Source organism: Pseudomonas sp. HAR-UPW-AIA-41, assembly GCF_002304225.1.
Lineage (GTDB): Bacteria > Pseudomonadota > Gammaproteobacteria > Pseudomonadales > Pseudomonadaceae > Aquipseudomonas.
The window spans coordinates 34,621-52,237 of sequence record NZ_NSLB01000010.1 but is presented as its reverse complement, the minus strand read 5'-3'; the positions used below and the strand labels follow the sequence as shown (position 1 = coordinate 52,237).

General features: G+C 64.9%; 13 protein-coding genes and 1 pseudogene. 10 read left to right on the top strand and 4 right to left on the bottom strand.

What is annotated here, in order from left to right; genetic code table 11:
* The first annotated feature begins 61 nt into the window (after positions 1-61).
* Positions 62-1,666 carry a tetratricopeptide repeat-containing response regulator gene (locus tag CK486_RS15765; protein ID WP_095941264.1) on the top strand — a complete coding sequence of 535 codons (1,605 nt, stop codon included), beginning with the start codon at positions 62-64 and terminating at the stop codon, positions 1,664-1,666.
* Positions 1,663-2,355 (top strand): sensor histidine kinase KdpD, encoded by a 693-nt coding sequence (locus tag CK486_RS15760; RefSeq protein ID WP_095941263.1) that lies wholly within the window; start codon positions 1,663-1,665, stop codon positions 2,353-2,355. The genes CK486_RS15765 and CK486_RS15760 overlap by 4 nt, the downstream gene beginning before the upstream one ends.
* Positions 2,356-2,429: 74 nt before the next feature.
* On the opposite strand, the gene CK486_RS15755 is transcribed toward CK486_RS15760, so the two are convergent.
* Together CK486_RS15755 and CK486_RS15750 are read right to left on the bottom strand one after the other, a co-directional pair.
* Positions 2,430-3,692 (bottom strand): MFS transporter, encoded by a 1,263-nt coding sequence (locus CK486_RS15755; protein WP_095941262.1) that lies wholly within the window; start codon positions 3,690-3,692, stop codon positions 2,430-2,432.
* Between the two features lie 62 nt (positions 3,693-3,754).
* Positions 3,755-4,732: an MBL fold metallo-hydrolase gene (locus CK486_RS15750; RefSeq protein WP_256574442.1), complete on the bottom strand. Its 978-nt coding sequence runs from the start codon at positions 4,730-4,732 to the stop codon at positions 3,755-3,757.
* A gap of 165 nt (positions 4,733-4,897) precedes the next feature.
* Between CK486_RS15750 and yegQ the strand changes: the two genes are divergently transcribed.
* Together yegQ and CK486_RS15740 are read left to right on the top strand one after the other, a co-directional pair.
* Entirely contained in the window at positions 4,898-6,259 is a 1,362-nt protein-coding gene (gene yegQ, locus CK486_RS15745) for a tRNA 5-hydroxyuridine modification protein YegQ (protein WP_095941261.1), read from the top strand.
* Positions 6,260-6,418: 159 nt separating this feature from the next.
* Positions 6,419-6,634: a DUF1127 domain-containing protein gene (locus CK486_RS15740; RefSeq protein ID WP_095941260.1), complete on the top strand. Its 216-nt coding sequence runs from the start codon at positions 6,419-6,421 to the stop codon at positions 6,632-6,634.
* A gap of 3 nt (positions 6,635-6,637) precedes the next feature.
* On the opposite strand, the gene CK486_RS15735 is transcribed toward CK486_RS15740, so the two are convergent.
* Positions 6,638-7,309 carry a hypothetical protein gene (locus CK486_RS15735; RefSeq protein WP_095941259.1) on the bottom strand — a complete coding sequence of 224 codons (672 nt, stop codon included), beginning with the start codon at positions 7,307-7,309 and terminating at the stop codon, positions 6,638-6,640.
* Between the two features lie 48 nt (positions 7,310-7,357).
* Entirely contained in the window at positions 7,358-10,237 is a 2,880-nt protein-coding gene (locus tag CK486_RS15730; protein ID WP_095941258.1) for a bifunctional diguanylate cyclase/phosphodiesterase, read from the bottom strand.
* A 201-nt stretch (positions 10,238-10,438) separates the two neighbouring features.
* Here CK486_RS15730 and uvrD point away from each other — a divergent pair.
* The 6 genes and pseudogenes from uvrD to CK486_RS15700 all read left to right on the top strand — a co-directional run bounded on the left by uvrD (position 10,439) and on the right by CK486_RS15700 (position 17,515).
* Positions 10,439-12,621 (top strand): annotated as a pseudogene (uvrD, locus tag CK486_RS15725) (DNA helicase II).
* 78 nt (positions 12,622-12,699) lie between these two features.
* Positions 12,700-13,563, top strand: coding sequence for a neutral zinc metallopeptidase (locus CK486_RS15720; protein WP_095941257.1), 864 nt, complete (start codon positions 12,700-12,702; stop codon positions 13,561-13,563).
* A 90-nt stretch (positions 13,564-13,653) separates the two neighbouring features.
* Positions 13,654-14,490 (top strand): Tim44 domain-containing protein, encoded by an 837-nt coding sequence (locus CK486_RS15715; protein ID WP_095941256.1) that lies wholly within the window; start codon positions 13,654-13,656, stop codon positions 14,488-14,490.
* Positions 14,491-14,607: 117 nt separating this feature from the next.
* Positions 14,608-14,976, top strand: a complete 369-nt coding sequence (locus tag CK486_RS15710) for a VOC family protein (protein WP_095941255.1) — start codon at positions 14,608-14,610, stop codon at positions 14,974-14,976.
* 9 nt (positions 14,977-14,985) lie between these two features.
* Entirely contained in the window at positions 14,986-15,396 is a 411-nt protein-coding gene (locus tag CK486_RS15705) for a hypothetical protein (RefSeq protein ID WP_256574441.1), read from the top strand.
* Positions 15,397-15,529: 133 nt separating this feature from the next.
* Entirely contained in the window at positions 15,530-17,515 is a 1,986-nt protein-coding gene (locus CK486_RS15700) for a PhoX family phosphatase (protein ID WP_095941254.1), read from the top strand.
* Positions 17,516-17,617: the final 102 nt, after the last annotated feature.

Here is a 17,617-nt window from a genome sequence, read left to right as displayed (position 1 = left end):
CAGCCTGACGAGGGGTAACTACACTCAGGCGTGTTCTTTGCGCCGCGCCAGGAGCTGCCCGATGCTGGATTACAGTCGTACCCGTTTTCTGATCGTCGACGACTTCTCCGATTTCCGCACATCGCTCAAGAGCATGTTGCGAGACCTCGGCGCCAAGGACGTGGATACCGCCGATCGTGGCGAAGATACCCTGGCGATGTGTCGGCACAAGCGCTACGACATCATCCTTCACGACTACAACCTGGGGGCCGGCAAGAATGGCCAGCAGGTGTTGGAGGAGCTGATTGCCGGCAAACTGATCAGCCACCAGTGCATTTTCATTATGGTGACTGCCGAGAGTAGTCATGCCATGGTGCTCAGTGCTTTGGAGCATGAGCCGGACGCCTACCTGACCAAGCCGTTCAATCGCGCCAGCTTGCTTCAGCGGCTGGAAAAGCTGATTGAGCGCAAGACCGCGCTGAAGCCTGTCCTGCAAGCACTGGACAAGGCCGACTATCTCACAGTGTTGACCGCTTGCGACGAGCTGAGCCGTCAGGATAAACGCTATGGCCCCCTGTGCCAGCGTTACAAGGCCGGAGCACTCCGTGAGCTGGGGCGGCATGACGAGCTGGAGCAACTGCTGACCCAATTGCTTGCCGACCGGCCACTGCCCTGGGCCTTCATGGCTCTGGGCAGCTTGTTGCACAGTCGTCATCAGTTCCAGCGTGCACGCCAGGTTTATGAGAAAGGACTGGAGCTTTTTGCCATGCTGCCCGGTCTCTACGACGGGTTGGCGGCCGTGCTGGAAGCCCTGGGTGACGGCAAGCGAGCGCAACAGCTGTTGGAGGAGGCGGTAAAACTATCGCCCATGGCCATTCGCCGGCAGATGCAACTGGGCAAGTTAGCGATGGATAACGCCGATTTTGACGTAGCCTCCAAGGCGTATCGACATGCCGTCGAACAGGGCCGCACCTCGCGCTTCAAGAACCCGGAGAACTACCTCGGACTCAGTCAGGCGCTGACCGCCCAGGCGGGTGATGGCAGCCTGGATAAGCGCGTGCAGTTGGAGATCGGTCAGACTCTCGGCGAGCTGGAAAAGAGCTACAGCGACAATCCGGCCGTACAGGTTCGTGCTCGTCTGGCCCATGCTCAGAGCCTGGTGAAGTCTGGTGATGCAGCACAGGCGAAAAAGCTCACCGAGGAGGCCGTGGCGCGCATGGCTGACCTGCCGCAGTTCTTCTCGGCCGATGTGGCTCTGCAGGTGGCTGGACAGCTACGTGAACTGGGTCAGCCGGGTGCTGGCGACGAACTGTTGAAGAGTTGCGTGGAAATCTACGGCGATGATCCTGTTGTGTTGCAGAAGGTCGCCGGACAAACCAGTGATCCGGCCATTCTAGGTGGTGGTAAGGAGGCGGTAGAACTCAATCGGCAGGGTGTGCGCTGTTATCAGCAGGGCCAGCATGACGAGGCGCTGATGCTGTTCCGCCGGGCGCTGGCGCTACAGCCCAAGAACATCAGTATTGCCCTCAATACCGCTCAGTCATTGCTGCGTTTGGCCACCGGTCAAAGTGATGAGGCATTGCTTGGCGAGTGTCGCGCCTGTCTGGACGCCGTGCGCATGATTCCCGACAGCGACCCACGCCAGGAGCGTTATCAGCAGCTTCGTCAGCGGGCATTTGGCGCATGAGCGGGTCACGCGAGGGGCTGGATTTCTCCACGGTGATCGCCTCCACCGTGCACGACATGAAGAACTCTCTGGCGATGCTGACCCAGACCCATAATCAGTGGATCCGGCAGATGCCTGAGGCTCTGCTGCACACCCGCGAACATGGGGTGATCGAGTATGAGTTCGCCCGTCTCAACGGCATGCTGGTGCAGCTGCTCGGCCTTTACAAACTGGGCGTTAATCAGCTGCCGCTGCAGCCGGCCTACCTGGAGGTAGAAGATTTTCTCGAGGAGCAGCTGGCGCGGCATTTCGAGGTGCTGCAGAGCCGTCATATCGAGGCCCGTTGCGAGGTAGAGGAGTTCGGCCTGATGGGCGTGTTCGACCACAACCTGATCGGCTCGGTGGTGGCCAACATCATTACCAACTCGATCCGTTATGCCCGCCGGCAACTGCTGCTGCGCGCCTGGGAGGAGCAGGGCACGCTGGTGCTGTCGGTCTGCGACGACGGTGAGGGTTACCCCGAGGCCATGCTGGCCAAGCAGTCCGACTATGTACTGGGCATCAACCACAGCACCGGCAGCACCGGGCTAGGTCTGTATTTCTCCGGCCGTATCGCCGAGCTGCACGAGCGCAATGGCGTACGCGGGCATATCGAGATCAGCAACGGCGGCCCGCTGGGCGGCGGCGAGTTTCGACTCTACCTGCCCTGAGTCTGCGCATCTTTCGTTGGGCTTCGTCCCCTTGCTCCTCAACCCAACCTACGGTTCGCTGAGCGCCGTACAGCTCAGCCCGCTGCCGGTTGCTCATGCCGTGGCTGGACCAGTACGAAGTAGTAGATCACCACGCCCAGCACCATTACCCCGAGCACGCCGGCGCCGATAAACAGGCTCTGGTAGCCGAACCATTTGGCCAGCAGGCCACTGCTGGCGCCGACCAGACCGGCGAGGATGAGCTGGGCGCTGGCCTGCAGGGTGAAGTCGGCGCCTTCGTGCTCGGCGCGGCACTGACGCATCATCACGGCAAACAGGGCGACGGTGGACATGCCGTCGGCCACCTGTTCGAACAGCGCGAGGGGATACACCACCCAGGCGCTGGCGCCGTGGCTGGCCAGCACGGCCAGGCTGCAGATGCCGGCGGCCTGCAGAGTGCCGAACAGCAGCAGCGATTTCAGGGCGCCGAGGCGCGCATAGAGCAGGCCGCCGAGCAGGGCGCCGCCGATGCCGGCGATGCTGCTGATCAGGGTCAGCTGGCCGAGTTCGGCATTGCTCCAGCCGTGATCCACCAGCATCGGCTTGATCATCGGCGAGCCCAGCGCATCACCGAGCTTGAAGGTCAGCACAACCGCCAGCCAGGCGAGCATACCCGGCTGCGCCAGCAGGCCGCGGTAGTGGGCCAGCAGCAGGCGAGGGCCCAATGCCTGCTCGGCCCGGGCGGGCTGGAAGGGCAGTTGCGTGCGTTCGTCGAAGCGCCAGATGGGCAGGGTGAGGGCGGCGAGGATCAGCGCCAGCAGCGCCAGGCTGAGGTTCCAGCCAAGGCTGTCGGCCACCAGCAGCAGGCCGCTGCCACTGAGCAGCATGCCAACCTTGTAGCCGCCCACCTGCAGGCTGTTGCCCAGGCCGCGCCAGCGTTCGGGCAGCAGACGCACAGTGAGACCGTCGGTGGCGACGTCCTGAGTGGCGGCGGCAAGGTTCACCACCAGCAGCACGCCGAGCAGCAGGACGAACTGGCTGCTGAACAGCTCGGCCGGATCGAGCAGGGCCAGGCCGGCCAGACACAGTACCACCAGACCCTGCAGCGGCAGAATCCAGCCACGGTGATGGCCCAGACGGGGCGAGGCCATGCGGTCGACCCAGGGCGCCCACAGCACCTTGAGCAGCCAGGGCAGGGCGAGCAGCTTGAGCAGGCCGATCCAGACCAGGTCGACGCCCTGCTGGCGCAGCAGGCTGGGCAGCGAGTGAGCGATCAGCCCGGAAGGCAGGCCCTGGGCGCAATACAGCGCAGCCAGCAGGATCAGGGTGGCGTTGGCGGGGCGTGCGGCGTTGGGCATGGTGGGCTCGTCCGTGGCGATGGCGCGACAGTAGCCGGCGCCATCGCCACGGGCAAGACGCTTCAGCGTGGTTCGGGCAGGGCTATCTGGGCGAATGGCACGGGCAGTTTCAGCTCTCCATCGGCCGGCAGATTGGCGCGGGTGGTCCGCACCATGCCCTGGATGTCCTGCAGGCGCAGGCCCTGGGGCTGGCGCGGATCATTGCCGAAGAAATCTTCCCAGTGACCGAGAATGGCCAGGCGCGGCTGCAGGCGCTTGAGCAGTACATCCGGGTAGGCCGGCACCTGCTGCCAGGAGCCGACGCAGAGGATGGCCACGTCCACCGCCTTGGTGTCATCCAGTTGTGGCGGCAGACCCTGTGGCGGTGTGCTGGCCGAATCCTGATAGTGCAGGCGATAGACCGGGCGTCCCTGTTCATCGAGCAGGTCGACCAGCCAGGACAGGGTCTGGCCCTCCTTCCATGCCCACACCGACTTGGGCAGTGCGATCAGGTCCTGGTCATAGCTGCCGCCGAGGAACTTGATGCCGAAGATGTGCGGCGCATGCATGCTCCTGATCGGCATGGCGCGGATGCGCTTTTCCGGCGAATAGAACCACTGACCCGGCGTGGCGCCATCGGCCATCACGCGCTCGGCATCGACAATGCGCTCGCGCGGCAGCACGGCCGCCATGATGTGGCCCATGGTCTTGGAGCCATACACCTTGGCCTTGGGCGCATGTTTTTCGAGGATGCGCGGCACGTCCATCAGATGGTCATAGTGGGCATGGCCGACCAGCAGCATGCTGACGTCATCGGCTCTGGGCATCAGCTGGTCGATCTTGGCGTTGTCGGCCTGCACCAGCAGTGGGGGCTGGCCCAGGGTGGCGGGGTTGCTGAACGAGGGGGCGAACAGCAGGGCTTCGTCCTGCCAGCGCAGCAGATAACCGCCCACCCCGAGATACTGCAGGCTTGGCGGGGTGGCCTGGCGTTCCTGCCACAGCGGCAGGCCCGCCGGATTTTGCGCACAGCCGGCAAGGGCGATCAGCAGCGACAGCAGCATTCCACGCCGCATTCCACACAATAAGCCAGACAACATGGGGCATTCCTTTGAGAGGGGTCAGTAGGCCTACGCTACTGGAATAGTCCACGTCCGTCGCCGAACCTGCGGTTGGCGCGCATTTGCCGTAAAATCGCCCACCTTCCGAGCGTCAACCGAGTAACCAGCATGTCCGCCCCGTTCAAACCCGAATTGCTTTCCCCTGCCGGCACCCTGCGCAACATGCGCTATGCCTTCGCCTACGGCGCCGACGCGGTGTATGCCGGCCAGCCGCGCTACAGCCTGCGGGTGCGCAACAACGAGTTCGACCACGCCAACCTGGCGCTGGGGATCAACGAGGCGCATGCCCAGGGCAAGCAGTTCTACGTGGTGGTCAACATCGCCCCGCACAACGCCAAGCTGAAGACCTTCATCAAGGATCTGGAGCCGGTGGTGGCGATGGGGCCGGATGCGCTGATCATGTCCGACCCGGGGCTGATCATGATGGTGCGCGAGCACTTCCCGCACATGCACATCCACCTGTCGGTGCAGGCCAACGCGGTGAACTGGGCCAGCGTCGAGTTCTGGCGCCGTCAGGGCCTGACCCGCGCCATTCTTTCGCGCGAACTGTCGCTGGAAGAGATCGGCGAGATCCGTGAGCAGGTGCCGGGCATGGAGCTGGAGGTGTTCGTCCACGGTGCGCTGTGCATGGCCTACTCCGGCCGCTGCCTGCTGTCGGGCTACATCAACAAGCGCGACCCCAATCAGGGCACCTGCACCAACGCCTGTCGCTGGGAATACAAGACCCACGAGGCCAAGGAAAACGAAGTCGGCGACATCGTCCATGTCTACGAGCCGATTGCCGTGCAGGCGGCCGAGCCGACCCTGGGCGTGGGCGCGCCGACCAAGGAAGTGTTCCTCCTCGAAGACAGCAGCCGTCCGGGCGAGTACATGTCCGCCTACGAGGACGAGCACGGCACCTACATCATGAACTCCAAGGACCTGCGCGCTGTGCAGCACGTCGAGCGTCTGGTGAAGATGGGCGTGCACTCGCTGAAGATCGAGGGCCGCACCAAGAGCCACTACTACTGCGCGCGCACCGCGCAGGTGTACCGCAAGGCCATCGACGATGCGGTGGCCGGCCGGCCGTTCGACATGAGCTTGATGGACACCCTCGAATCCCTGGCCCACCGCGGCTACACCGAGGGCTTTCTGCGCCGTCACGTGCACGATGAGTACCAGAACTACGAGCGCGGCAACTCGGTCTCCGAACGCCAGCAGTTCGTTGGTGAACTGACTGGTGAGCGCCGTGGCGCTCTGGCCGAGGTCAAGGTGAAGAACCGCTTCGCCGTGGGCGACCGCCTGGAGCTGATGACCCCGCAGGGCAACGTGCATTTCACCCTTGATGCCCTGGAGAAGGGCAACGGCGAGCGCACCGATCTGGCCCCGGGCGATGGCCACACCCTGTACCTGCCGCTGCCGGAAGACATCGACCTGAACTACGCCCTGTTGATGCGCCATCTGGACAACGGCAGCACCACCCGCGGCTGATCAGGCCGGGCGGATACAGTTGGCGGCGCGGCGGGCATAACAGTTGCCCGTTGTGCGGCACTGATCCGCCACTGTTTCATTCGGCTGTCTCTGCCGCCCGCGATTGCGCTGCCCGATCATGGCTCTCCATAACCCGCGCTTTCGCGCAAGGAGATCGCCATGCCGCGCAGCCTGCCGCATACCCTCGCCACCCGTCGCCCGACCCTGCTCACCCCGGGCTGGCCGCTGCGCCTGCTGGCCCGTCTGCTGCACTGGCAGCAGAACATCCGCACCCGCCGCCAACTCGCCCAGCTTGACCTACGCCTGCTGGGCGATGCCGGCATCGACCTGGCCGCGCGCGAGGAAGAGTTGCGCAAACCCTTCTGGCGGGACTGAGTCTCAGGCTTCCTCGGCGGCAAACTGCAACTGCAGGCGTTCCGGCAGCCGTTCGCGCAGGGCCTCGCCGCTCTGCGCCAGCAGGCCCGGCAGCACGGCCTTGAGGGTGGCGGGCTTGAGCGCGGCGCAGACTTCGGCCTGACGCTGCACGGTGAGGCCGGCCAGCACCTGCTGGGAAATCTCCGGGTTGTTGTCGCGCACGGCGGCATCGGCCAGCTTGCTGAGGAAGGCCGCGGAGAAGGTGCGCAGGCTTTCGATGATCAGCGGCAGGTTGGTGATATGGCGGGCGATCTGCAGCACATGGTCGGGCTCCAGGCCGAAGATCAGGTTACGCAGGCGCGCCGGTGGCAGGCATTCGGCGAACTGGGCGGCCGTCTGATAGAGGTGCTGGATGCACAGCTCACGCGCCACGGCCAGGTGCAGGCTGTCCGGCATGGCCAGGTAGGTATCGAGAATCCACGTCGGTTGCAGATGGCTGATGACCTGGGCAACGAAGGCACTGGGCAGTTCGGGCACCAGATCCTTGAGCTGCCCCGGCGGCATGTGCGGGGCGAGCAGGGCGGCATTGGCCGCGCCCAGTTGCTGTACCACGGCAGCCTTGACCGCCAATGGGGCCATGCCCTGGGAGGCCAGAACGAGTTTCAGACGCAGCGGCAGCGCTGGCGGTTTTGACATGACGCACTCCTCAATCGCAATGAACGAGCAGTCCGTCAGGTATCGCCGCTACAGCACCGCCACCTGCTCCTCAAGCAGTTTGGCGAAAGCTGCGGCGGTTACCGCAGGACTGATCAAGTATCCCTGCACCTCGTCGCAACGCTGGCTTTTCAGGTACTCCAGCTGTGCTTCGTTTTCCACACCCTCGGCCACCACCTGCAGTTCCAGGCTATGTGCCATGGCGATGATCGCCCGGGTAATCGCGGCGTCTTCGCTGCCCACCGACAGGTCGCGGATAAACGACTGGTCGATCTTTACGTAGTCCACCGGGAAGCGCTTGAGGTAGCTGAGCGAGGAATAGCCAGTGCCGAAGTCGTCTATCGACAGCTTCACGCCCAGCATGCGCAGCTGATGGAAGGTGGTGATGACGTTCTCCACGTTGTCCAGCAGTTGCGACTCGGTCAGCTCCAGCTCCAGCAGGCGGGCCGGCAGTTCTGTCTCGTCGAGCACCTGACGCACCAGGCTGGTCAGGTTGCCCTGACGCAACTGGTGCATCGACAGGTTCACTGACACGCGGATATCCGCCTGCCCGCTGCGTTGCCACTCGCGCGCCTGGCGACAGGCCTCGCGCAGCACGAACTCGCCAATGGCTCCGATCAGTCCGGTTTCCTCGGCCAGGCTGATGAAGTCCGCCGGGGATACCAGGCCAAGCTGCGGATGCTGCCAGCGCACCAGTGCCTCGGCGGCATTGATACTGTCGTCCGCCAGGCTGAGCTTGGGCTGGTAGTACACCTCCAGTTGCCCCTCGCCGATCGCCTTGCGCAGTTGGTTCTCCAGCTGCAGCCGCTCCAGGGTGCAGGCCTGCAGGTTATCGGTGAAGAACTGGAAGGTGTTCCCCCCCAAATGTTTGGCGTGCTGCATGGCCATGTTGGCCTGGCTGATCAGGGCGCTGATTTCGCGGGCGTTGTCCGGCATCAGACTGATACCGAGGGAAGCACTGATCACCAGCTCGTGGCCGCCGACCTCCATCGGTGTACGCAGCTTGGCCAGCAGACGGCTGGCGATGCGCGCCAGGCTGGACAGGCTGCCGTAGTCGTCCAGGACCACGGCGAATTCGTCGGAGGACAGGCGGGCAAGGGTGTCGGCCTCGGGGATGGCCTGGGTCAGACGCCGACTCATTTGCCGCAGTAGCTGGTCGGCCACTTCATGGCCGAGGCTGTCGTTGAGCAGTTTGAAACGGTCCAGGTCGATGTGCAGCAGGGCCAGGCTTTGTCCGCTCTGGCGCGAGCGCTGGGCTGCTTCGTGCAGGCGCTCTTTGAACAGCGTGCGGTTGGCCAGGCCGGTCAGTTCGTCGTAGTGCGACAGGTAGCGCAGGCGCTCCTCGGCTTCGCGGCGGGCCGAGAGGTCGGCAAAGAAGCCCACGATATGGCTGATGGCTCCACGGGAGTCACGCACTACATCCAGGCGCAGCCATTGGGGGTACAGCTCGCCGTTCTTGCGCGTCTCGATCAGCTCACCCTGCCAGTGTGAGGCCGTTTCCAGCTCTTCACGGATCAGCTCGTACTGGCGCCGGGCTTCGCGGCTGTTGACCAGACGCGCCACGCTCTGTCCCAGCACTTCATCCTGGCGGTAGCCGGTAACCCGAGTGAAGGCCTCGTTGACCGAAAGGAAACGGTAGTCGGCGTCGAGGATAACGATGCCTTCGCTGGCCGCCTCGAATACGGTGGCGGCCAGTTGCTGCTGTTCCTGCAGGCGCTTGCGCAGGCTGATATCGCTGCGCGTACCGATCATGCGGATCACCGCGCCATTGGCATCCCGCTCGACCGCACGGCCACGGTCCTCGATCCAGATCCAGCGACCGTCGGCATGACGGAAGCGGTATTCCACGGCATAGCCCTCGCTATCGCCCTTGAGGTGGGCCACCAGGGCGCGTTTGAGCAGCTGGGTATCATCCGGGTGCAGGCGTGGCTTGAGGTCGGTGAGTACGGCGCGCACCTGATCCTGACCGAGGCCGAACAGTTCTTGCAGGTTGCTGTGGTGGACTTCGTCAGTGACCAGATTCCAGTCCCACAGGCCCAGATGGCTGGCCTCGAGCGCGAGCGACAGACGGGCCTCGCTCTTGCTCAGCGCATGGGCGGTTTCATCCAGCTCCAGGGTGCGCTCGGCCACGCGCATTTCCAGCTGGTTATGGGCCTGTCGCAGGCCACGCTCTGCACGTCGGCGCTGTTCGACCTCGCGGGCCAGCTCCAGATTCAGGCCCTCGGCTTGCTGGCGGGCGTGCTCCAGGTTGTCGATCAGCGCCTGATTCTGAAAGCGCCGCAGCAGGCTGTGTTGCACCAGGCGGCTGATCTGCCAGGCGACCACAATCACCGCCAGACTGAGGATCAGACTGAGTACGCCCCAACCCTGCAGCAATTCAGCGTCACTGTTGAGCAGGTAGATGATCGAAGGCATCAGGCAGGGTAGGGCGAAGGCCAGAAAGGCGCGCAGACTCACTGCGTAGGCGACGCACGCAGATAGCACGGCAGCGGCAATCAGGCCGTAGACCAGCGCCTGTTGCAGGTAGGCCTGACTGGGCACCAGCATGATCACCGCGAAGGCCAGGGTGGCCCCGGACACCATGGCACCTAAATGGAAGTTGCGTCGCCAGTGTGGAGCGGCCTGCTGCGATGGCAGGGCATCCTTGAACGACGCCACCTGTACCAAACGCAGCACGGCCAGCAGGACCAACCACAACAGCCAGCCGCTGAGCAGCCAGGTGTTAGCCGAGCTCCAAAGCAGCCAAGCGCAGGCCAAGCCATTGAGCAGCATGAACAGGGTCGGAATCTGTGAGCCCTGGTAGAGCAGACGGGTTCGCTCAAGAGCGAGGTCTGTGGCGAAATGCTCACGCACCGCCTGAGTCTCAAGCGGATTGGGCGCAGGAACTGCAGCGCTGGGTGTGGCAGACATAGGCGGTATTCTTATAGTGGTTGCCTAGAGCGTCGCGGGAGAATACCCGAGCTAGACGCATTGCCAAAGAATTAAGTCCACCCTGTGGCGAGCTATCACCCATCTTTCGATGGGCTAAAGCCTGATACTTTTACTCAGCCGACCAGCTGTCGTTTCTTCGACGGCAGCGCCGCGCGGCGCATCCGCGTAGAATGCCGGCCCATGCGCGACGATATCTCCTACCTGCTGAACTCTCTCAATGACGCCCAACGCCAGGCCGTAGCGGCTCCGCTCGGCCGCCAGCTGGTGCTGGCCGGTGCCGGTTCGGGCAAGACCCGTGTGCTGGTGCACCGCATCGCCTGGCTGATCCAGGTCGAGGGCGCCTCACCGCACAGCGTGCTGTCGGTCACCTTCACCAACAAGGCCGCCGCCGAGATGCGCCAGCGCATCGAACAGATGCTCGGCATGAGCCCTCAGGGCATGTGGGTGGGCACCTTCCACGGCCTGGCCCACCGCCTGCTGCGGGCCCACTGGCAGGAGGCCAAACTGCCGGAAAGCTTCCAGATTCTCGATTCCGACGACCAGCAGCGCCTGGTCAAGCGGGTGATCCGCGAGCTGGGCCTGGACGAGCAGCGCTGGCCGGCGCGCCAGGCCCAGTGGTTCATCAACGGGCAGAAGGACGAAGGTCTGCGCCCGCACAATATCCAGGCCTCGGGCGATCACTTCCTCGCCACCATGGTCAGTATCTACGCCGCCTACGAGGCGCCTGCGCCCGCGCCGGGGTGGTCGATTTTGCCGAGCTGCTGCTGCGCTCGCTGGAGCTGTGGCGCGATAACCCCGGCCTGCTCGACCACTACCGGCGGCGCTTCCGCCACATCCTGGTGGACGAGTTCCAGGACACCAACGCCGTGCAGTACGCCTGGCTGAAGTTCCTCGCCACCGGTGGCGACAGCCTGATGGTGGTGGGTGACGACGATCAGTCGATCTACGGCTGGCGCGGTGCGCGGATCGAGAACATCCAGCGCTTCGCCGATGACTTCGCCCCGGTGGAAACCATCCGCCTGGAGCAGAATTACCGCTCCACCGCCGGCATCCTCAAGGCCGCCAACGCGGTCATCGCCAACAACAGCGAGCGCCTGGGCAAGGAGCTGTGGACCGAGGGCGGCGATGGCGAGCTGATCGGCCTCTACGCCGCCTTCAACGAGCACGACGAAGCGCGCTACGTGGTCGAGTCGATCGAGGACGCCCTGCGCAAGGACGGCCTCAAGCGCAGCGAAATCGCCATCCTCTACCGCTCCAACGCGCAATCGCGCGTGCTTGAGGAAGCGCTGCTGCGCGAGAAGATTCCCTACCGCATCTACGGCGGCCAGCGCTTCTTCGAGCGCGCCGAGATCAAGAACGCCATGGCCTACCTGCGCCTGATCCGCCTGCGCGACGATGACGCGGCGCTGGAGCGGGTGATTAACGTACCGGCCCGTGGCATCGGCGAGAAGACCGTCGAGGGCCTGCGCGAAGCCGCGCGCGCTTCCGGCACCTCCATGTGGCGGGCGCTGCAGCAACTGGTGGCAACCAAGGCCGTTTCCGGCCGCGCGGCCAGCGCCCTCGGCGCCTTCGCCGAGCTGATCGAGAATCTGGCGGCCAAGGTGCAGGACTTCCCCCTGCACCTGATGACCCAGACGGTGATCGAGCAGACCGGGCTGATCACCTTCCACAAGGAAGAGAAGGGCGAGAAGGGCCAGGCGCGGGTGGAAAACCTGCAGGAACTGGTCAGCGCCGCCCGTGCCTTCGAGTTCGATGACGAGGCGGTCTCGCCGCTGGCGGCCTTCCTCGACCATGCCGCGCTGGAGTCGGGCGACACCCAGGCCGAGGAGTTCGAGGACAGCGTGCAGCTGATGACCCTGCACAGCGCCAAGGGCCTGGAGTTCCCGCTGGTGTTTCTGGTCGGTATGGAGGAGGGGCTGTTCCCGCACAAGATGAGCCTGGAAGAGTCCGGCCGTCTGGAGGAGGAGCGCCGTCTGGCCTACGTCGGCATCACCCGCGCCATGCACAAGTTGGTGATGACCTACGCCGAGACCCGTCGCCTGTACGGCAGCGAGACCTACAACAAGGTCTCGCGCTTCGTCCGCGAGATTCCCTCGGCGCTGATCCACGAAGTGCGCCTGTCCAACAGCCTCAGCCGCCCCTACGGCGGCGGTCGCAATATGGCCGGCAGCTCGATGTTCGCTGGCGCCGAAGTGCCGGACACCGGCTTCAGCCTCGGCCAGCGCGTGCATCATCCGCTGTTCGGCGAGGGCGTGATCCTCAACTTCGAAGGCTCCGCCGCCCAAGCGCGGGTGCAGGTCAACTTCGACAGCGAAGGCAGCAAGTGGCTGATGCTGGCCTACGCCAAGCTGGAAGCGCTGTAGCGGACCTGCTCATCCGACTGGCGTTCGTCGGCCGTGGCGACAACACTGTGGCTCTCGAGGATTTGTCGGAGCACTGCCATGCGCTGGGAACGGGGACGACGCAGTGACAATGTGGTGGATGCCCGCGGTGGCGGCCGCTTTGGTGGCGGCAAGCGCCTGAGCCTTGGCGGCGTGGCGGTGGTCGTGGTGGTTGGCCTGTTGATGGGTCAGGACCCGCTGCAGATCCTCGGCAACCTGGCCAACCAGGCGCTGCAGGCACCGCCCTCCAGCGCCCCGCCACAGCGTCCGGCCGCCGATGATCCGCAGCGCGAATTCGTCCGCGCCGTGCTGGGCGATACCGAGGACACCTGGCACAGCCTGTTCCAGCAGGCTGGCAAGTCCTATCAGGAACCCAAACTGGTGCTGTTTACTGGCGGTGTCCGTTCGGCCTGCGGCTTTGCCGATGCCGCCGTGGGGCCGTTCTACTGCCCGGGCGATCGCCAGGTCTATCTCGATCTGGGCTTTTTCCGCGAGCTGGAAACCCGCTTCGCCGCAGCGGGTGACTTCGCCCAGGCCTATGTGATCGCCCATGAGGTCGGTCATCACGTGCAGACCTTGCTCGGCGTCTCGGCCAGGATCAGTGCGGCCCGCCAGCGTGGCGAGCGCCTGGAGGGCGACAATGGTCTGCTGGTGCGCCAGGAACTGCAGGCCGACTGTCTGGCCGGGGTCTGGGCGCATCACGCCCAGCGGCGTCTGCAGTGGCTGGAACCGGGTGATCTGGAGGAGGCGCTGAACGCTGCCAATGCCATCGGCGATGACCACCTGCAACGCCAGGCGCGTGGTCAGGTGCGGCCGGACGCCTTTACCCATGGCACCTCGGCGCAGCGGGTGCGCTGGTTTCGCAACGGTTTCGACTCGGGGCTGCCCGGGCGTTGCGATACCTTCAAGGCTCGCCAGCTATGAAGGCATAAATTCGGAAACACTCTCTCGCTGGTCCTGACGGTCCCCGGGCGGCATCATGCGCGCGTGAACTTCCTATTAAGAGTGCCGACCATGCAACGCTTTTTCAGCATCGCCCTGGCCATGTGCCTGGGTCTGACCCTCAGCCTCAACGCCGATGCGGCCAAGCGCCTGGGCGGCGGCAAGAGCCTCGGTAGCGCGCCGAGCCACCAGACCACCCAGATGAACAAGCAGCAGGCTGCCCCGGCGCCGGCTGCTACCACCGCAGCCGCTGCTGCCCGTCCGGCCAGTGGCGCTTCGCGCTGGCTCGGCCCGTTGGCCGGCATCGCCGCCGGCGGTCTGCTCGCCTCGATGTTCATGGGTGATGGCTTCGAAGGCATGCAGATTTTCGACATCCTGATCTTCGGCCTGCTCGCCTTCGTCATCTTCAAGCTGATCGCTTCCCGTCGCCGCCAGGCCCAGCCGGCCATGGCCGGTGGTGCGCCCTACGCCCGCGAAAGTGCCCCGGCCGCGCCGATCTTCGGTGGCGCCAGCGTGGCGCGTGCGCCGCTGCAAGCGCCGGCCTGGTTCAACCAGGAGCGTTTCATCGAGCAGGGCCGCGAGCACTTCCTCGCCCTGCAGCAGCACTGGGACGCGAACGAGATGGACAAGATCGCCGAATTCTTCACCCCGCAGATGACCGCCTTCCTGACCCAGGAGCGCGCCAATCTGGGTGACGGCTTCCAGTCCACCTACATCGATAACCTGCAGGTGCAGCTGGACGGTCTGGACGATCAGGCCGACAAGACCATAGCCACCCTGACCTTCAGCGGTCTGGCCAAGACCTCGCGTTTCGACCAGGGCGAAGCCTTCAGCGAAAGCTGGCGTCTGGAGCGTGCTCAGGGCGACAACCAGCCGTGGCTGGTGGCCGGTATCCGTCAGAACGGCTGAGTTCGTTTCATCCACGAAGAACCCGGGCTTGTCCCGGGTTTTTCGTTTCTGTGCTCTGCTAGAGTCAATCGACCGGGCGTCAAATGACCTGCCACACCACCACACGAGGACTGCACGATGATCGGATACGCAATGGTCGGTACCGCCGACCTGGACAAGGCCAAGGCCTTCTACGGTGCTCTGTTCGCCGAAATGGGCGCCAAGCCGGTGATGGATGTCGGCCGCGCGGTGTTCTACGGTGTGGCCCGTGGTCAGCCGATGTTTGGTGTGTGCACGCCGTTCGACAAGCAGCCGGCCAGCCCCGGTAACGGCAACATGATTGCCCTGCCCGGCGGCTCCCGTGAGGGCGTGGACAAGCTCTACGCCAAGGCCATCAGCCTGGGCGCCAGTGATGAGGGTGCGCCGGGCGAGCGCATGCCGGGCTTCTATGCCGGTTACTTCCGCGACCCGGATGGCAACAAGCTGGCCTTCTTCCATATGGGCTGATGCCGGCCCGTGACGACCCTCTTCCTCGATACCGAGTTCACCTCCCTCAGCCGGCACCGGCGCCTGATCAGTCTGGCGCTGGTCGATCCGGCGGGGCCCGAGTGCTACGTGGAGCTCCGCGACGGCTGGGCTCTGGAGGACTGCTCCGAGTTTGTCGTGCAGATCGTCCTGCCGCAGCTCGATCTGCCCGCCCAGGGGGTGTCGCGGGAGCAGGCGCGCAGCATGCTGCTGAGCTTTCTCGAAGGCTATGCCGGGGCCGAAATCATCAGTGACGCCCTGGCTTGGGACTGGCCGCTGCTGCTGGAACTGCTTGCTCCGGCGCCGCTGCCGTCCGGCATCCTCAGTCGCGAGATTCGCGGCCTGCTGCCGGGCTGGAGGAGTCGCAGGTTCCCCACCATGCGCTGCTCGACGCGCGGCTGATGGCTGAGCAATACGCCCTGCGTGCCTGACCCCCGGTAAATTCGCCGGCTCTGCAACCAAAGCGTCACCAAGTCGTCGCTTTCGCCCATTAGCGTCAAGGTTCCTGCAACCCACCTTCTGCAAGGAGCCAACCGTGTCCCATGATGAGAACAACGCTGTGCTGTTCGGTAACGGCGACGAAGCACCGAGCAACCATTCGCACAATCCGCACTTCAACGAGCTGATCGACGGCCGCCGCCGGCAGATTCTCGCCGGTGGCGCCGCGCTCGGCGTGCTGGGTTTTCTGGGCGTCGGCCTGCCGGCTGAGAGCCAGGCCGGTGAGCGCCATCTGCCGCCGTTCGGCCGGCGCAACCGCCTGCCGTTCACTGCCGTGCCGGTCAGCCGCGCCGACGGCATCAGCGTGCCGGCCGGTTACCGTGCCACGCCGTTCATTCCATGGGGCACACCGATTACCGGCGGCTATCCGGCGTTCCTCGAGGACGCCAGCAACAGCGCTCAGGATCAGGCCGAGCAGATCGGCATGCACCATGACGGCATGCACTTCTTCCCCATCGATGCCCAATATGGCGCCGGACTGAACTCGCGGCACGGCCTGCTGGTGCTCAACCACGAGTACATCGATGCGCCGCTGCTGCACCCCAACGGCCCGAGCGTGGTCGACGGCAAGCGCGTAAGTGCCGAAGAGGTGCGCAAGGAGATCAATGCCCACGGCGTCTCCGTGGTCGAGATCCGCCGCGATGTGCGTGGCGAATGGCAGGTGCAGCCCAGCGCCCGCAACCGCCGCATCACCGCCGCCACGCCGATGCAGATGAGCGGCCCGGCGCGCGGTCACGCGCTGCTGCGCACCCGCTACAGCCCGGAAGGCACCGCCAGCCGCGGTACGCAGAACAACTGCGCCAGCGGCTTCACGCCCTGGGGCACCTACGTGACCTGCGAGGAAAACTGGGCGGGCTATTTCGCCAGCCGCGACAGCGACCTGCCGCGCGAACTCAAGCGCTATGGCCTGCGCAACAGCAGCCGCTTCGGCTGGGACACCCTGAGCGGCGACGAATTCGAGCGCTTCGATGCCACGCGCAAGGGCGCAGATGCCCGCGCTGACTACCGCAACGAGCCCAACCATTTCGGCTGGATCGTCGAGATCGATCCGTTCGACCCGGACTCGGTGCCGGTCAAGCGCAGTGCCCTCGGCCGCTTCGCCCACGAAGGCCTGGTGTTTGCCAAACCACGCGCCGGCAAACCGGTGGTCTGCTATTCCGGCGACGATGCGCAGAACGAATACATCTACAAATACGTCAGCCGGGGCAAGTACCGTCCCGGCCGCAGCGATGGCCGCCTGCTGGACGACGGTGTGCTCTACGCGGCGCGTTTCAATGCCGATGGCAGCGGCGACTGGCTGGCGCTGGACCTGCAGGATGCGGCATTCCAGCAGGCCTGTGCGGCCGCCGGGGTCAGCTTCGCCGATCAGGGCGAGGTGCTGATCAACACCCGCCTGGCTGCCGACATTGCCGGTGCAACCAAGATGGACCGCCCGGAGTGGGGCGCGGTGCACCCGGACAGCAACGAGGTGTACTTCACCCTGACCAACAACAGCGCGCGGACCACGGCCGATGCCGCCAACCCGCGGGTGAAGAATGCCTACGGCCACATCATCCGCTGGCGTGAAGAGCGCCGCGACAACAGCGGTGTGCGTTTTGCCTGGGACCTGTTCCTGCTGGCCGGCCCGGAGAGCGACAGCCGTGGACCGAACGGCCAGGCGCTGGGCGCCGACAACATGCTCGCCAGCCCGGATGGTCTGTGGTTCGACGAGGATGGCCGGCTGTGGATTCAGACCGACATGAGTGGCAGCCAACTGGCCAGCGGCCCGTTCGGCAACAACCAGATGCTGGTGGCCGATCCGCGCACGGGTGAGATGAAGCGCTTCCTGGTCGGCCCGCTGGGCGCCGAGATCACCGGCATTACCGCCACCCCGGACTTCCGCACGCTGTTCATCAACGTGCAGCACCCCGGTGAAGGATCGACGGCCAACAACCTACTCAGCACCTGGCCGGATGGCCCCGGCAAGCGCCCGCGTTCGGCTACGGTGATCATCACCCGCGAAGACCGCAAACGCTTGCTGTAAGAGCCTGTGCAAAGTCTTGCGAGCTAGAGTCAGGCTAGGCAAAAACAGGTGAGGATGCGGAGTTTACGAGTGGTAAATGAGCAGTCTGAGCCTGTTTTTAAC

What these genes read in the sequence shown, in the direction of transcription:
- CK486_RS15740 (WP_095941260.1), top strand. Translation starts at nt 6,419, where the DNA reads ATGCCGCGCAGCCTGCCGCATACCCTCGCCACCCGTCGCCCGACCCTG.
- yegQ (WP_095941261.1), top strand. Translation starts at nt 4,898, where the DNA reads ATGTCCGCCCCGTTCAAACCCGAATTGCTTTCCCCTGCCGGCACCCTG.
- CK486_RS15720 (WP_095941257.1), top strand. Translation starts at nt 12,700, where the DNA reads ATGCGCTGGGAACGGGGACGACGCAGTGACAATGTGGTGGATGCCCGC.
- CK486_RS15710 (WP_095941255.1), top strand. Translation starts at nt 14,608, where the DNA reads ATGATCGGATACGCAATGGTCGGTACCGCCGACCTGGACAAGGCCAAG.
- CK486_RS15760 (WP_095941263.1), top strand. Translation starts at nt 1,663, where the DNA reads ATGAGCGGGTCACGCGAGGGGCTGGATTTCTCCACGGTGATCGCCTCC.
- CK486_RS15735 (WP_095941259.1), bottom strand. Translation starts at nt 7,309, where the DNA reads ATGTCAAAACCGCCAGCGCTGCCGCTGCGTCTGAAACTCGTTCTGGCC.
- CK486_RS15755 (WP_095941262.1), bottom strand. Translation starts at nt 3,692, where the DNA reads ATGCCCAACGCCGCACGCCCCGCCAACGCCACCCTGATCCTGCTGGCT.
- CK486_RS15715 (WP_095941256.1), top strand. Translation starts at nt 13,654, where the DNA reads ATGCAACGCTTTTTCAGCATCGCCCTGGCCATGTGCCTGGGTCTGACC.
- CK486_RS15765 (WP_095941264.1), top strand. Translation starts at nt 62, where the DNA reads ATGCTGGATTACAGTCGTACCCGTTTTCTGATCGTCGACGACTTCTCC.
- CK486_RS15750 (WP_256574442.1), bottom strand. Translation starts at nt 4,732, where the DNA reads ATGCTGCTGTCGCTGCTGATCGCCCTTGCCGGCTGTGCGCAAAATCCG.
- CK486_RS15730 (WP_095941258.1), bottom strand. Translation starts at nt 10,237, where the DNA reads ATGTCTGCCACACCCAGCGCTGCAGTTCCTGCGCCCAATCCGCTTGAG.